The 14,910-nt window shown below is 54.3% G+C and carries 12 protein-coding genes; 11 read left to right on the top strand and 1 reads right to left on the bottom strand.

The genetic code is table 11. The features are described from left to right. Window positions 1-35: 35 nt before the first annotated feature. Window positions 36-3,515 (bottom strand): transcription-repair coupling factor, encoded by a 3,480-nt coding sequence (mfd, locus tag ACJJIS_RS07565; protein ID WP_475709894.1) that lies wholly within the window; start codon window positions 3,513-3,515, stop codon window positions 36-38. A gap of 304 nt (window positions 3,516-3,819) precedes the next feature. On the opposite strand from mfd, the gene ACJJIS_RS07570 reads away from it, so the two are divergent. The 11 genes from ACJJIS_RS07570 to ACJJIS_RS07620 all read left to right on the top strand — a co-directional run bounded on the left by ACJJIS_RS07570 (window position 3,820) and on the right by ACJJIS_RS07620 (window position 14,816). Further along, window positions 3,820-5,280, top strand: a complete 1,461-nt coding sequence (locus ACJJIS_RS07570) for a glyceraldehyde-3-phosphate dehydrogenase (RefSeq protein ID WP_444916215.1) — start codon at window positions 3,820-3,822, stop codon at window positions 5,278-5,280. Between the two features lie 373 nt (window positions 5,281-5,653). Next, a complete protein-coding gene (locus ACJJIS_RS07575) occupies window positions 5,654-6,994 on the top strand; it encodes a Na(+)-translocating NADH-quinone reductase subunit A (protein ID WP_475709895.1) in 1,341 nt (446 codons plus the stop codon). A 2-nt stretch (window positions 6,995-6,996) separates the two neighbouring features. Further along, entirely contained in the window at window positions 6,997-8,208 is a 1,212-nt protein-coding gene (locus ACJJIS_RS07580; protein WP_108733655.1) for an NADH:ubiquinone reductase (Na(+)-transporting) subunit B, read from the top strand. Then, window positions 8,201-8,983, top strand: a complete 783-nt coding sequence (locus ACJJIS_RS07585; protein WP_282932330.1) for a Na(+)-translocating NADH-quinone reductase subunit C — start codon at window positions 8,201-8,203, stop codon at window positions 8,981-8,983. The genes ACJJIS_RS07580 and ACJJIS_RS07585 overlap by 8 nt, the downstream gene beginning before the upstream one ends. Before the next feature lie 2 nt (window positions 8,984-8,985). Beyond that, window positions 8,986-9,642, top strand: a complete 657-nt coding sequence (locus ACJJIS_RS07590) for an NADH:ubiquinone reductase (Na(+)-transporting) subunit D (protein ID WP_282932331.1) — start codon at window positions 8,986-8,988, stop codon at window positions 9,640-9,642. Between the two features lie 3 nt (window positions 9,643-9,645). After that, window positions 9,646-10,254, top strand: coding sequence for an NADH:ubiquinone reductase (Na(+)-transporting) subunit E (gene nqrE / locus ACJJIS_RS07595; protein ID WP_020413086.1), 609 nt, complete (start codon window positions 9,646-9,648; stop codon window positions 10,252-10,254). Window positions 10,255-10,271: 17 nt separating this feature from the next. After that, window positions 10,272-11,495 carry an NADH:ubiquinone reductase (Na(+)-transporting) subunit F gene (nqrF, locus tag ACJJIS_RS07600; protein ID WP_108733652.1) on the top strand — a complete coding sequence of 408 codons (1,224 nt, stop codon included), beginning with the start codon at window positions 10,272-10,274 and terminating at the stop codon, window positions 11,493-11,495. Window positions 11,496-11,509: 14 nt separating this feature from the next. Continuing rightward, entirely contained in the window at window positions 11,510-12,571 is a 1,062-nt protein-coding gene (locus ACJJIS_RS07605; RefSeq protein WP_475709896.1) for an FAD:protein FMN transferase, read from the top strand. Then, a complete protein-coding gene (gene nqrM / locus ACJJIS_RS07610) occupies window positions 12,568-12,810 on the top strand; it encodes a (Na+)-NQR maturation NqrM (RefSeq protein WP_282932334.1) in 243 nt (80 codons plus the stop codon). The genes ACJJIS_RS07605 and nqrM overlap by 4 nt, the downstream gene beginning before the upstream one ends. 147 nt (window positions 12,811-12,957) lie before the next feature. Next, window positions 12,958-14,355: a Si-specific NAD(P)(+) transhydrogenase gene (gene sthA / locus ACJJIS_RS07615; protein WP_108733649.1), complete on the top strand. Its 1,398-nt coding sequence runs from the start codon at window positions 12,958-12,960 to the stop codon at window positions 14,353-14,355. Then, the gene (locus ACJJIS_RS07620) at window positions 14,352-14,816 is read left to right on the top strand and encodes a thioesterase family protein (RefSeq protein WP_282932335.1); all 465 of its coding nucleotides are present in this window, start codon (window positions 14,352-14,354) and stop codon (window positions 14,814-14,816) included. Before sthA ends, ACJJIS_RS07620 begins: the two co-directional genes overlap by 4 nt. The last annotated feature ends 94 nt before the right edge of the window (window positions 14,817-14,910 follow it).

Here is a 14,910-nt window from a genome sequence, read left to right on the forward strand (position 1 = left end):
TGCCGCCAGCTCCCGCTGCTGCCTGCCGGATGGTATCACTGTGCAAGCTTTTCCAGAACTTCGTTAATTTCCTGGAGCTTGCGATCAGTACCCTCCTCATCGAGACTGAAATTCAGTTGGTTGGCGCCGGCCAGCTGGTAGCGTCCCGGCTGGGTTTGCACCATCTTAACCAAAGTGAGCGGATCTACACGGGTATTCTCCGCAAATTCGATACGCCCTCTTGCCGCAGAGGCCTCAAGTTTGCGGATGCCCATATTCTCGGCCTTTAACTTGATCTCCGTGGTGCGGAACAAGTGTTTTACCGATTCCGGCAGTAGCCCGAAACGGTCGATCATCTCTACCTGAAGTTCTTTCAGTTGCTGCCCGTCGGTGGCATTGGCAATGCGTTTGTACATGATCAGACGGCCGTGGACATCGGGCAGGTAGTCCTCGGGAATCAGCGCAGCAACCCGCAGATTGACGTCCACCGCAGGGGATTCGAGGGGTTCGTCAATATTCGGTGTGCGGCCCTCGCGAATGGCCTTCACTGCCTTGTCGAGCATCTCCATATACAAGTTGAAGCCGACACTCTGAATCTGCCCGCTTTGTTCCTCACCTAGCAGTTCGCCTGCACCGCGAATTTCCAGGTCGTGGGTAGCCAGGGTAAAGCCTGCACCTAAATCCTGGGCCTCGCTAATCGCTTCCAGGCGCTTCACGGCGTCATTGGTCATGGAGCGCTTGTTGGGAGTCAGTAGATAGGCGTAGGCCTGGTGGTGCGAGCGCCCCACGCGACCGCGCAACTGGTGAAGCTGGGCCAGGCCGAACTTGTCTGCGCGCTCGATCAGTATCGTGTTGGCTGTGGGGACGTCGATACCGGTTTCGATGATGGTGGTACAGACCAGGACATTAAAGCGCTTGTGATAGAAGTCGCTCATCACCTGTTCCAGCTCCCGTTCGCGCATCTGGCCATGGCCTATGCCGATACGGGCCTCGGGAATCATCTCCTGTAGCTCCCGCGCGATTCGCTCAATGCTTTTGACTTCGTTGTGCAGGAAATACACCTGACCGCCGCGTAAGATCTCCCGCAGGATAGCCTCTTTTACCAAGGCATCATCGCGCTCGCGCACGAAGGTTTTCACAGAGAGACGCCGCGCTGGTGGGGTGGCGATCACCGATAGATCGCGAATACCGGCCATGGCCATATTTAGGGTGCGGGGAATAGGGGTGGCGGTAAGGTTGAGGATATCCACCTCGGAGCGCAGGCTCTTGAGGCGCTCCTTCTGCCGGACGCCAAAGCGGTGTTCTTCGTCGATAATCAGCAGGCCGAGATTTTTAAAGTCCAGATCGCTTTGCAACAGCTTGTGGGTGCCAACCAGGATATCCACCTTGCCACTGGCAACCTTCTCTTTCACGCTGTCCACTTCCTTGCCAGAGCGGAAGCGGGAGATCACCTCGATATTGATCGGCCAATCGGCAAAGCGATCCTGGAAGGATTGATAGTGTTGCTGGGCCAACAGGGTGGTGGGAACCAGCATGGCCACTTGCATACCTGCGTGGGCCGAGACAAATGCAGCCCGCATGGCCACTTCTGTCTTACCGAATCCCACGTCGCCGCAAACCAGTCGGTCCATCGGCTTATCTGAGAGCATATCCCCCAGAACTGCCTCGATGGCTTGTTGTTGATCTGGAGTTTCCTCGAAGGGGAAACCTGCGGAAAATTCTCGGTAGGCCAATTGAGGGTTATCGAAGGCATGGCCAATACGGGCTTCGCGGCGGGCGTAGATATCCAGGAGCTCCGCAGCTGCATCGCGGACTTTCTCGGCGGCTTTGCGTTTGGCTTTTTGCCACTGTTCACTGCCCATTCTGTGCAGTGGGGCCAGGGCTTCATCGGCACCGGAGTAGCGGCTGATCAAGTGCAGGCTGGCTACCGGTACGTAGAGCTTGGCATCGTCGGCATATTCAAGGGTCAGGAATTCTGCCGGTTGCCCGTCGATCTCCAGGTGCTGTAGGCCGCGATAACGACCTACGCCGTGATCAATGTGAACGACGGGAGTGCCCATGCGCAGTTCAGCCAGGTTTTTAACCGCGTTGTCCGCTTCATCTTTGGCTTTTTTACGGCGGCGTTGCTGCAGTACCCGCTCACCAAATAACTGCGGTTCTGCGATCAGGTTGATTTGCGGGTCCTTAAGCAGCAGCCCTTGATCGATGGGGGCTACGGTAATGCCGATAGTGTCCTTTGCTGCGAGGAAGTCCTGCCAGCTTTGGAAGCTGGGAGGGCTGAGCCGTATGCCCTTTAATAGCTCCAGCAGCGCTTCGCGACGCCCGCTACTTTCAGCACAAAATAGCACCCGACCGGAGTATTCCATCAGGTAGCTTTCCAGTGCAGCCAGGGGTTGTTCGGACTTGCCATCTACTGGCAGTGAGGGGGGTACGGAAGTGTCAAAATTACAGTTGCCCTGGGCTTCCGGAAGACTCTCCGCAGAGAAGATTGCCCGGGGCATGGACTTCAGGGCACCGTTAAGCTCATCAATTTCCAGTAAAATCTGGCGCGGTGGCAATATGGGGCGGGTCAGGTCGCCGCGACGACTTTCATAGCGGTTGCTGACTTCGCGCCAGAAATTGTCCAGCGGCTGTTGGATATCTCCCTGTAAAAATGCCTGGCTGCCCTCGGGCAGATAGTCGAACAGGCTTGAGCAGTTGCCATCGAAGAACAGGGGCAGGTAGTACTCAATGCCCGCCGGGGCAATTCCTGCACTGATATCCTGGTAAATTGGCACTTGGCTGGGATCGCTATCGAATTCACCGTGCCAATTTTGCAGAAACCCTGACAGGGCAGCCTTGTGCAAAGGGAATTCCCGTGCAGGTAAAAGGTGAATGGTTTTCACCTTGTCGATGGTGCGTTGGGTTTCCGGGTCAAAGGTGCGCAGGGATTCAATTTCATCGTCGAACAGATCGATGCGGTAGGGCAGGGGGCTGCCCATTGGGAAAATATCCATCAGTGAGCCACGCACAGCGAATTCGCCGTGTTCGTAGACGGTGTCTACGCAGTGGTAGCCGGCCTGCTCCAGCAGTCTCCGCTGGATATCGATATCAAACTGCTGCCCCTCCTCCAATATCAGCGCATTGCCGGCAATATAATTGCAGGGCGGTAGCCGGTGCATCAGGGTGCTGACTGGGATTATGACGATCCCAGCCCCCATTTTCGGCAGCTGGTAGAGGGTGGCAAGGCGATCCGAGATGATATCCTGGTGGGGAGAGAAGGTGTCGTAGGGGAGAATTTCCCAGTCGGGAAAATGGAAAATTTCCAGCTCCCTGTTTTCCCCCTTATCTCGCCGCGCTTTGTTAAAAAATTTCAATTGCACCTCTAAACGGTGCGCTTCGAGACTGTCCTTTGTGATTAACAGGGTGGGCGCTTTGTTATTGCGTGCCGCGTTGAGGATGGCGAGCGCGGCAGCTGCGCCATGCAGTTGTCCCCAAAATTGTCGGTCACTGGAGGAGCGAAACTTCGGTGGGGTCAGGGGCTGTATTTCTGTCATCTTTCCTTATATATCCGCGCATTCATTCGAGATGTCTTCGAGGTCGGCTATTGTAGCCGCGAACAGTTTTGCTTGCAGGGAATGTTAACCCTGCCTGTGTTTCCAGTCGGGAACAACTACGCTTTTTTATGGATTGCGCAATGTCGCTCGGGTGGACTACAAAAAGGTAGTTTTACTACATTTTTTTGGCTCTTTTTTGCTCAGTTGCGCAGTGTAAAGCGAACACTATAATGCGCAGCCATGCGGTCCTGAGTGGTTTCAAGGCCGTATTTCTTGCCTACTAAATACATTGCAGAGGTGTCCGATAGTGACTCAGAAGCGACCGAAGCCCGCGGACTTTTTCAAGGACTGGAAACAGCGTGAAGCACTGGCTGAATCCATGATTCCGATGATTGGAAAGCTCAACCGTGAGAGCAACGTCGGTATTTATATGTACGGCCGCAACCTGGTTAATCGCTCAGTGCTGAGCATTATGAAAGCGCACCGTTTCGTGCGTCAGGTTGAGGAAAATGAACTCTCCGAGTTTGAAACCTTCCCTGTATTGGAAGCCATCTGCAAGATGGAGCTGGGTCCCGTACATATCGACCTGGGAACCATGACCAACAAGTACATGCGCGACGATCGCGGCTTGTCTGTGGACGAGTTTGTACGTGAAGAGCTGTCCGACGCAGCGGGTGCCGGCAAGCCTCTGCCCGAATCCAAAGATGTTGTGATCTACGGTTTTGGTCGCATCGGCCGTCTGGTTGCCCGCCTGCTGATCGACAAGGCTGGTAGTGGTGATGTTCTGCGTCTGCGCGCTATCGTACTGCGCAAGGGCAAGGCCCCCAACGACTTGGTGAAGCGCGCTTCTCTGCTGCGTCGCGACTCCGTACATGGCGCCTTCCAGGGCACTATCCGTGTGGACGAGGAGACCAACTCCCTGATCTGTAACGGTAACGAAATCAAGATCATCTACGCCAACTCCCCTCAGGAAGTGGATTACACCCAGCACGGTATCGACGATGCGATTATCGTTGACAGCACCGGTGTATGGCGCGATGAAGAAGGTCTGAGCCAGCACCTGCAGAGCCCAGGCGCTTCCAAGGTGCTGCTGACCGCACCGGGCAAGGGCGATATCAAGAATATCGTTTACGGTATCAACAGCAGCGACATCAAGCCGGAAGACAAGGTACTGTCCGCCGCTTCCTGTACCACTAACGCCATCGTGCCTGTCCTGAAAGCGATGATGGATGGCTACGGCGTTGAGCACGGCCACGTAGAAACTGTACACGCCTACACCAACGACCAGAACCTGATCGACAACTACCACAAAGGTGAGCGTCGCGGTCGCGCAGCAGCGCTGAATATGGTTCTGACTGAAACCGGTGCTGCCAAGGCGGTTGCCAAAGCGCTGCCCGAGCTGAAAGGTAAGCTCACCGGCAACGCAATTCGCGTTCCGACCCCTAATGTTTCCATGGCGATCCTTAACCTGAACCTGGGTAAAGAGACCACCAAGGAAGAGCTGAACGAATATATGCGCGATGTGGCACTGCACTCGCCGCTGCGTCAGCAGATCGATTTCACCAACTCCCCGGAAGTGGTGTCCAGCGATTTTGTTGGCTCCCGCGTTGCCTGCGTATTCGATTCCACTGCGACTATCGTGGATGGCAAGAACGCTGTGCTCTACTGCTGGTATGACAACGAGTTCGGCTATAGCTGTCAGGTGGTTCGCTGCCTGGAAGATATGGCTGGCGTTCGTTATAAGCAGTTCCCCAAAGAAGACTAAGGCGTCAAGCCTCCTCGCCGCAGTCGGTACCCAGAGCCGACTGCGGGGTTCCGGCGACTGTCCCAGTCGCCGCGCCATGCCTCCCCAAATCCCTGTTTTTTCAACAGAAATTTCCGATCTTAGTGCCACTTAACGACTTTCCAGGCTGGTAAAGATCCTGGCCCGTCTTTATAATGCGCGCGATTTTGCGGGGCGGCCGTGCGCCGAGAAGTTAGCGCGCACAACCAATTAGTCAGCTTCCTTCCTCCCGGTTCACGGGTGATACGGCATAAGCCCTCGCAGCACGGAATTCCACAATAGGACCCGTCATCCCAGGCATGGGACGGTGGGTCCTATTGCAATTTTTTTAAACTAGAAACTTAGGCATAGGCGTATGAGAAAGATCCGTCGGGGATTGGACTTACCCATATCCGGCGCGCCCGAGCAGGTCATTCAAAAAGGACCTGCGATCAAGACCGTTGCTGTTCTCGGCCCCGATTATCACGGGATGAAGCCGACAATGGCAGTGGCAGTAGGGGATCGCGTCAATCTTGGTCAGCTGTTGTTTAGCGACAAAAAAACTGAAGGCGTGCGCTACACAGCGCCTGCTGCCGGTCGTGTTGTTGCGATTAACCGTGGCGCTCGTCGTGTTCTGCAATCCGTCGTGATTGGCATAGACGGCGATGCAGCGGAACAGTTCCAAAGCTACAGCGCAGATAAACTGTCTGGTCTGACTCGCGAACAGGTCGTTGAAAACCTGGTTGAGTCCGGCATGTGGACCGCACTGCGCACCCGCCCGTTCAGCCGCGTTCCCGCCCTGGACGCTGAGCCGGTAGCGGTGTTTATCAATGCGATGGACACCAACCCTCTGGCAGCCAATCCAGAAGTAGTGATTGCTGAGAATCCCAAAGCCTTCTCCCAGGGCGTTGAGATTCTTTCCAAGCTGGCAGAAACCACTTACGTCTGTACTGCTCCGGATGCGGATATTCCAGTACCGAGCGCAGCGAATATTCGCCGCGAAACCTTTGCCGGCCCCCATCCGGCAGGCTTGTCCGGTACCCACATCCACTACCTGAAGCCAGTTTCTGGCAACCGCAGTGTATTTACCATTAATTACCAGGATGTGATCGCTGTAGGCAAACTGTTTACCACCGGTAAGCTGTTTACCGATCGTGTCGTTTCCCTGGCAGGCCCTCAGGTCAAGCAGCCGCGTCTGCTGCGCACCCGCCTCGGTGCCAGTCTGGAAACCCTGACTTCTGATGAGCTGAAAGGCGATAACGATCGCATCATCTCCGGCTCTGTATTCGGTGGCCGCACCGCTGCTGGCCCGATGGCTTACCTGGGTCGCTACCACAACCAGATTTCTGTACTGGAAGAGGGCGATGAGCGTCCGTTCCTGCACTATCTGCGTGCTGGTAATAAGCGTTTCTCTGTATTCCCGATTTATCTGTCGCGCCTGGTGAAGAACAAGCTGTTCAACTTCACCACCAGCACCAACGGTTCTGAGCGTGCCATGGTACCGGTCGGTAGTTATGAGAAAGTCATGCCGCTGGATGTACTGCCCACTCAGTTGCTGCGCTCCCTGATCGTTGGCGATACTGCAATGGCGCAGAGGCTGGGCGCACTGGAGCTGGACGAAGAAGATCTGGCGTTGTGCACCTTTGTGTGCCCGGGCAAGTACGAGTACGGCCCCATTTTGCGGGACAACCTGACCCGTATTGAGAAGGAGGGGTAAGTATGTTGCGTAAATTCCTCGATTCGATCGAACCCAAGTTTCACAAAGGCGGTAAGTTCGAAAAGTTCTACGCCCTGTTTGAAGCGATTGACACCGGTCTGTTCCAGCCGGCAGACAAGACCAAAACCACTGCTCACGTGCGCGACGGTATCGACCTGAAGCGTATTATGATCACTGTTTGGGCTTGTGCCATGATCCCGGCGTTCTACGGTATGTGGAATATCGGCTTCCAGTCCAACACCATTCTGGAAGGTATGACCAACCCGGATCTGTCCGGCTGGCGTCACGCCATTATCGGCGCTCTGACTTCCTACAACCCAGCTAGCCTGTGGGACAACTTTGTCTACGGCGCTATGTACTTCCTGCCTATTTATGCGGTCACTTTTATTGTGGGCGGTATCTGGGAAGTCCTGTTTGCTGCGGTGCGCGGTCACGAAGTCAACGAAGGCTTCTTTGTAACCTCCATCCTGTTCGCCTTGACCTGTCCGCCGGATCTGCCTCTGTGGATGGTGGCTATGGGCATCAGCTTCGGTGTGGTTATCGGTAAGGAAGTATTCGGTGGTACCGGCAAGAACTTCCTCAACCCGGCTCTTACCGGCCGTGCCTTCGTATTCTTTGCCTATCCGGCAGCAATGTCTGGAGATGCGGTTTGGACTGCGGTTGACGGTTACACCGGTGCTACCGCGCTGTCTGTTATGGCCAGTGAAGGTATCCAGAACGGTATCGTCAATGCTGCTGTTGGCCAGGTAACCTGGTTCGACGCTTTCTTCGGTCAGATCCATGGTTCCATTGGTGAAACTTCTACCCTGGCTATCCTGATTGCCGGCGTAATCCTGATGGGTATGAAGATCGCCAGCTGGCGCATCGTAGCTGGCACCCTGCTGGGTATGATGGCCACCTCTTTCATGTTTAACATGATTGGTTCCGAGACCAACCCGATGTTCCAGGTACCCTGGTACTGGCACCTGGTAGTGGGCGGTTTTGCCTTCGGTCTGATCTTTATGACTACGGACCCTGTATCCGCTGCGATGACCAACACCGGTCGCTGGTGGTACGGCATCCTGATCGGGGTGATGGTTGTCCTGATTCGTGTGGTGAACCCGGCCTTCCCGGAAGGCATGATGCTGGCGATCCTGTTCGCCAACCTGTTCGCTCCGCTGTTTGACCACTTTGTGGTGCAGTCCAATATCAAACGGAGGTTGGCACGTGGCTAATAAAGATTCCGTAACCGGTACTCTGATTGTCGCGCTGGTAATGTGCCTGGTGTGCTCCGTAGTGGTATCCACCGCTGCGGTAATGCTGAAGCCTGCCCAGCAGGCGAATGCCGAGCTGGACATGAAGCGCAACGTACTGATGGCTGGCGGTCTGTTGAAAGACTCTCACGCTGATAAAGCGGAAGTCGAAAAGGCCTTCGCCGACGTAAAAATCAAATACGTCGACCTGAATACCGGTAAGTTTACCGATCAGGCTCCGGCTGGTGGCAGCGGTCGCGCTGCTGCCAAGATCCCGTCTGACAGTGAAAAACTGCCGGCTGACGAGGACACTGCCAAAATTATCCGCCGGGAAAATACCAAAGAGGTATACCTGGTAGAGAAAGACGGCAAGCTGGACAAGATCATTCTGCCGATTCGCGGTTATGGCCTGTGGGGCACCCTGTACGGCTTCCTCGCTCTGGAGAGCAACCTCGACACCGTAGCGGGCCTCGGCTTCTACGAGCACAAGGAAACTCCGGGACTGGGTGGTGAAGTTGACAACCCCAACTGGAAGGCCCAGTGGATTGGTAAGAAAGTCTTCAACAACCAGGGCGACGTGGATATCGCAGTGATCAAGGGTCAGGTTAACCCCAACAGCCCAGACGCGATTCACGAAGTAGATGGTCTGTCTGGTGCAACTCTGACCAGTAAGGGCGTTAGCAACCTGGTGAACTTCTGGTTGGGTAACCAGGGTTATGGTCCCTTCCTGAAAAACCTGAAAGCAGGGGAGGCATAAGCATGAAAATTAAAGATACTCTGCTAGAGCCGATTTTTAACAACAACCCGATCGCGCTGCAGATCCTGGGTATCTGTTCTGCACTGGCTGTTACCAGCTCGCTGCAGGTTACCCTGGTAATGTGTATCGCACTGACCTCGGTTGTGGCCTGTTCCAACGTTGCGGTATCCCTGATCCGCAAACAGATCCCGAACAGCATCCGTATCATTGTACAGATGACCGTGATTGCCTCTTTGGTAATCCTGGTGGACCAGCTGATCAAGGCCCTGGCTTACGACATCTCCAAGCAGCTGTCTGTATTCGTTGGTCTGATCATTACCAACTGTATCGTAATGGGCCGTGCGGAAGCCTTCGCTATGAAGAACCCGCCGCTGCCCAGCTTCTTCGACGGTCTTGGTAACGGTCTGGGATACAGTGTGATCCTGATCGGTCTCGCGGTGGTTCGTGAACTCTTCGGCGCCGGCAAACTGTTCGGTGTAGATATCCTGACTACCGTGAGCAACGGTGGTTGGTATATCCCCAACGGCCTGCTGCTGTTGCCGCCGAGTGCATTCTTCCTGATCGGCCTGTTCATCTGGGCGATCCGTGCCTGGAAACCGGCACAGGTGGAAGAAGATGAGTTCAAGATTGCGCCTAATTCCCAAGCGCAGGAGGCCTAATCCGTGGAACATTATATTTCTTTGATTATCCGCGCCGTTTTCGTTGAAAACATGGCGCTGGCCTTCTTCCTCGGTATGTGTACCTTCCTGGCGGTATCGAAGAAGATCGAGGCCGCTATTGGCCTGGGTGTTGCGGTTATCGTGGTGCTGACTCTGACAGTACCTGTGAACAACCTGATCTACACCTACCTGCTGAAAGACGGTGCACTGGCCTGGGCCGGTTACCCCGACGTGGACCTGAGCTTCCTCGGCCTGTTGTCCTACATCGGCGTAATTGCGGCACTGGTACAGATCCTGGAGATGTTCCTGGATAAATATGTACCGGCTCTCTACAACGCGCTGGGTGTATTCCTGCCGCTGATTACCGTGAACTGCGCCATCATGGGTGCTTCCTTGTTCATGGTTGAGCGCGAGTACGCGTTTGGCGAGAGTGTTGCCTATGGCTTCGGTGCCGGCCTCGGCTGGGCACTGGCGATTACCGCTCTGGCCGGTATTCGTGAAAAGCTGAAGTACAGTGACGTTCCGGATGGCCTGAAAGGTCTGGGTATCACCTTCGTAACTGTTGGTCTGATGTCCCTGGGCTTCATGTCCTTCGGCGGCATCGATATCTAAGCGGGGAAAACAATAGAATGAGTATTGAAATTATCCTCGGCGTAGCGATGTTTACCGTCATCGTTTTGGCGCTGGTAGCGGTGATCCTTGCGGCCCGCTCGCGCCTGGTAAACACCGGCAACGTCAACATCCTGGTTAACGGTGAGAAGACTCTCACCGTACCGGCCGGCGGCAAGCTGCTGCAAACCCTGGCTGCCAACAACCTGTTCCTGGCCTCCGCCTGTGGTGGCGGCGGCAGCTGTGCGCAGTGTATCTGTAAGGTGAATTCCGGTGGTGGCGATATGCTGCCGACTGAAGCGGCTCACTTTACCCCGCGCGATGCAAAAGAAGGCAAGCGTCTTTCCTGTCAGGTTGCGGTTAAGCAAGACATGGAAATCGAAGTGCCGGAAGAGGTGTTTGGTGTTAAGCAGTGGGAGTGCACTGTGGAATCCAACCCGAACGTGGCCACCTTTATTAAGGAGCTGACCCTGCGTCTGCCCGAAGGTGAAAACGTTGACTTCCGCGCTGGTGGTTACGTACAGCTGGAAGCTCCGGCTCACCATGTCAAGTTTGCTGACTTCGATGTCGAAGAGCAGTACCGTGGCGACTGGGAGCACTTTGGCTTCTTCAAGCTGGAGTCCAAAGTGACCGAGCCTGTGGTTCGCGCTTACTCCATGGCTAACTACCCGGAAGAGAAAGGTGTTGTTAAGTTCAACATCCGTATCGCGACTCCGCCGCCCCGTACTGAGGGCATTCCGCCGGGTCAGATGTCTTCCTACGTTTTCAGCCTGAAGGCAGGTGACAAGATTAAGGTGTACGGTCCCTTTGGTGAGTTCTTCGCCAAGGAAACTGACAACGAGATGGTATTTATCGGTGGTGGTGCCGGTATGGCGCCAATGCGTTCACACATCTTTGATCAGCTCAAGCGCCTGAATTCCACCCGTAAGATCAGCTTCTGGTACGGTGCGCGCTCCCTGCGCGAGATGTTCTACGAAGATGACTACAACGGTCTGGCTTCCGAGTTCGATAACTTCCAGTGGCATGTGGCTCTGTCCGACCCACAGCCGGAAGACAATTGGACGGGTTACACCGGATTCATCCACAACGTGGTATATGAAAACTACCTGAAGGACCACCCGGCTCCGGAAGATTGTGAGTACTACATGTGTGGGCCGCCCATGATGAACGCGGCAGTCATCAATATGCTCAAGGACTTGGGTGTAGAAGATGAAAATATCCTGCTGGATGACTTCGGCGGATAATTGGAGGGCTTAGCTTGCTAAAAGCAATCACAGGCCCGACAAACTCAAAAACAGGGCCCGTCTTTACGGCCCTGTTTTTGCTTTGGGCGGCTGTAATTTTATCGGCTTGCGCTCCTTCGCCGGAGTCCTGGCAGTTGGCTGGCCGCACCATGGGAACCAGCTATCACATCACCGTCGTTCAGGTGCCCTCTGGGCTGGAGCAGGGTGAGTTGCAGCAGTTGATCGACGATGAGTTGCAGCAGGTCAACCAGGAGATGTCGACCTATATCGACGACTCTGAGTTAATGCGCTTTAACCAAAGCCCGGTAGGGCAGGCGATCCCGGTTAGCCAACACTTGGCAGATGTACTGGAAATGTCCCTGGATATTTATCGCCGCAGTGAGGGCGCTTTCGAGGTGACGGTCGGCCCTCTGGTCAACTTGTGGGGTTTTGGTCCCCAGCCCGAACCGGAGCATATCCCCTCAGATAAAGACATTGCCGATCTGCTAACCGTCGTCGGTTCCGATGCGTTAACCCTGACCCGTAAGCCAGACACTGTTATCAAGAGCCGCCCCGTTGAGGTGGATCTTTCAGCGATTGCCAAGGGCCATGGCGTTGATCGGGTTGCCGAGCTATTGGAAGACCTGGGTATTCGAAACTACTTGGTCGAGATTGGCGGTGAACTGCGAACTAAGGGTGTGAATCCAAAGGGTAAGACCTGGGTAATTGGCATTGAAGTACCCAGCGCGGCAGGGCAGATGGTGCAGGAGCCAATTGCGGTGAGTGGGAAGGCAGTAGCTACTAGTGGAGACTATCGCAACTACTACGAAAGGGATGGTGTTCGTTACTCCCATAGCATTGACCCACGCTCCGGGCGGTCCATCAAGCACAAGTTGGCATCGGTAACCGTTATTGCGGAAACCTGTGCTGAAGCCGATGGTCTGGCTACCGCGATCAATGTCCTCGGTGCTGATGCCGGCATGGCGCTGGCAGAAAGAGATAATCTAGCCGTCTTTATGGTGGTGAAAACTGATTCAGGTTTCGAAGAGCGTTCTAGCTCTGGCTTTAAACCTTATGTAGAGAGGTCTGAGAAGTGACAATTTTCATATTTGCCTTTGTGGCCATGTTGCTCGTTGTTGCCGGTATGGCGATCGGGGCCATGGTTCAGAACAAACCGTTAAAAGGAACTTGTGGCGGGCTCAACAATATCGGCATGAAGCAGGATTGCACAGTCTGTGGTGGCGATGACGATGAGTGTGAAAAGGAACAGGAGAGGCAAAGACAGCAGCAGATGACTGCCGAAGATCTCGCTTACGACGCATCTAAACGCAAGTAAGCTTTCCTTCTCCAACAAGCCCGTGATCAACGGGCTTGTTGTTTTATGTCATTGGCACAAGTGGTGTCGATAACCGTATATTTAGTATTGAGTAAATGGTGTTAGCGCGCTGTGGACTCCGTTTGGAAAATAGAATTAGAGCATTTAATGGCAGAGCAAAAGTTTGACCTGGTAGTAATTGGTTCTGGCCCGGCTGGAGAGGCCGCCGCAATGAGCGCAGCAAAAAAGGGCATGCGCGTTGCGGTTATTGAAAAGCGCCAAGTGGTTGGTGGTAATTGTACTCACAAAGGTACCATTCCCTCCAAGGCGCTGCGCCACTCTGTCAAACAGTTGATGCGTTATAACACCCAGAGCGTTTTTCGCGCATTGGGTGAACCCCGCCGCCTTACTTTCCCCCAGGTAATGCAGACGGTGAATAAAGTCATTTCCTATCAGGTGGAAATGCACACTTCATTTTATGCCCGCAACCGGGTTGAGCTGATCGTCGGCGAAGCTAAGTTCCGCGATGAACATACTGTCGAGGTGCTTATGCCCGATGGTGCGGCGGAAACTATTACAGCGAAGAAATTTATTATTGCTACTGGCTCACGCCCTTATCGCCCCGCCGATGTAGACTTTGATCACGAACGGGTCTACGACAGCGATATGATCCTGGACATGCAGCACACCCCTCACTCCATTATGATCTATGGTGCTGGTGTTATCGGCTGTGAATACGCGTCTATCTTCGCTGGCCTCGGCGTTAAGGTGGATTTGATTAATACCCGTAACAGCCTGCTGGAATTTCTTGATGATGAGATTTCTGATGCACTGAGCTATCACCTGCGCGATATGGGCGTGACTGTTCGCCACCAGGAGGAGTATGCGCGGGTACTGCCCAATGAGCAGGGCGTAATTATGGAGATGCAGTCTGGCAAACGTATTCATGCGGATGCACTGCTCTGGTGTAATGGCCGTACTGGCAACACCAGCTCCCTCGGCCTGGAGAATGTCGGCCTGGAAGCGAACCATCGCGGACAATTGAGCGTTGACGATCACTACTGTACCGAAATTGAAAATATCTTTGCGGTAGGTGATGTGATTGGGTGGCCGAGCCTTGCCAGTGCCTCTTATGACCAGGGGCGTGCGGTTGCAGCAGCGATTGCGGGCCGTGGCCATCGAGTAATTGAAGATGCGCCTACCGGGATTTATACCCTTCCAGAGATTTCCTCTGTAGGTAAAACCGAATCAGAGCTAACCGCAGCCAAAGTACCCTACGAAGTGGGCCGCGCACTGTTCAAGCACACTGCGCGGGCGCAGATTTCTGGTGAGCGCGTAGGCATGCTCAAGATTTTGTTCCATATCGAGACTCACGAAATCCTGGGCATTCACTGCTTTGGGGCAGAGGCAGCTGAGATTGTGCATATTGGCCAGGCCATTATGAAACAGCCAGCACCGAATAATTCAATCGATTATTTCGTTAATACCACCTTTAACTACCCCACCATGGCAGAGGCATATCGCAGTGCTGCGCTGGATGGGCTCAACCGGGTTGCCCGCCTATGACAGAACCCTCACCCAGTGAGTTTCAGGCGTTGGTAAAGGAATTTTTTGAGCAGATTCCTTTTAATCAACAAATTGGACTTGAGATGCGCGACCTGGACCTGGAGGCGCTCACACTTTCCGCAGGCTTTGAACTGAACCCACAGTTGATCGGCAATGTGTGGAAGAACATCCTGCACGGTGGCGTAATTGCCACCGCCCTGGATACGGTTGGTGGTTTGACCGCAATGGTCGCCGCCTACCAGCATCTGGGAGATGTGCACTGGAAAGAAAAAGTGGACCGCCTATTAAAGCTGGGTACGGTCGACATGCGTGTTGACTACCTAAAGCCGGGCAGGGGAGAACACTTTCTTTGCCATGGCTCAATTCTGCGCACCGGTAACAAGCTGGTTGTAACGAGAATGGAGTTGATTAACGACACGGATGAATTGATTGCTACCGGTACGGCAACTTACCTGTATTGACCTTAGTCCGAGCCAACCCTTGGCTCGGCGACCTCCTTAGATATACCCCTTAGATGTACCCCTTATCCACTGGCTTTCTTTAAGGTGTTTATTG

The sequence above is a fragment of the Microbulbifer maximicatervae (SeqCode) genome, assembly GCF_056231245.1.

Excerpts from the sequence above, each read along its gene's own strand:
- mfd (WP_475709894.1), bottom strand. The coding sequence starts at position 3,515 with ATGACAGAAATACAGCCCCTGACCCCACCGAAGTTTCGCTCCTCCAGT.
- ACJJIS_RS07575 (WP_475709895.1), top strand. The coding sequence starts at position 5,654 with ATGAGAAAGATCCGTCGGGGATTGGACTTACCCATATCCGGCGCGCCC.
- ACJJIS_RS07580 (WP_108733655.1), top strand. The coding sequence starts at position 6,997 with ATGTTGCGTAAATTCCTCGATTCGATCGAACCCAAGTTTCACAAAGGC.
- ACJJIS_RS07590 (WP_282932331.1), top strand. The coding sequence starts at position 8,986 with ATGAAAATTAAAGATACTCTGCTAGAGCCGATTTTTAACAACAACCCG.
- nqrF (WP_108733652.1), top strand. The coding sequence starts at position 10,272 with ATGAGTATTGAAATTATCCTCGGCGTAGCGATGTTTACCGTCATCGTT.
- sthA (WP_108733649.1), top strand. The coding sequence starts at position 12,958 with ATGGCAGAGCAAAAGTTTGACCTGGTAGTAATTGGTTCTGGCCCGGCT.
- ACJJIS_RS07620 (WP_282932335.1), top strand. The coding sequence starts at position 14,352 with ATGACAGAACCCTCACCCAGTGAGTTTCAGGCGTTGGTAAAGGAATTT.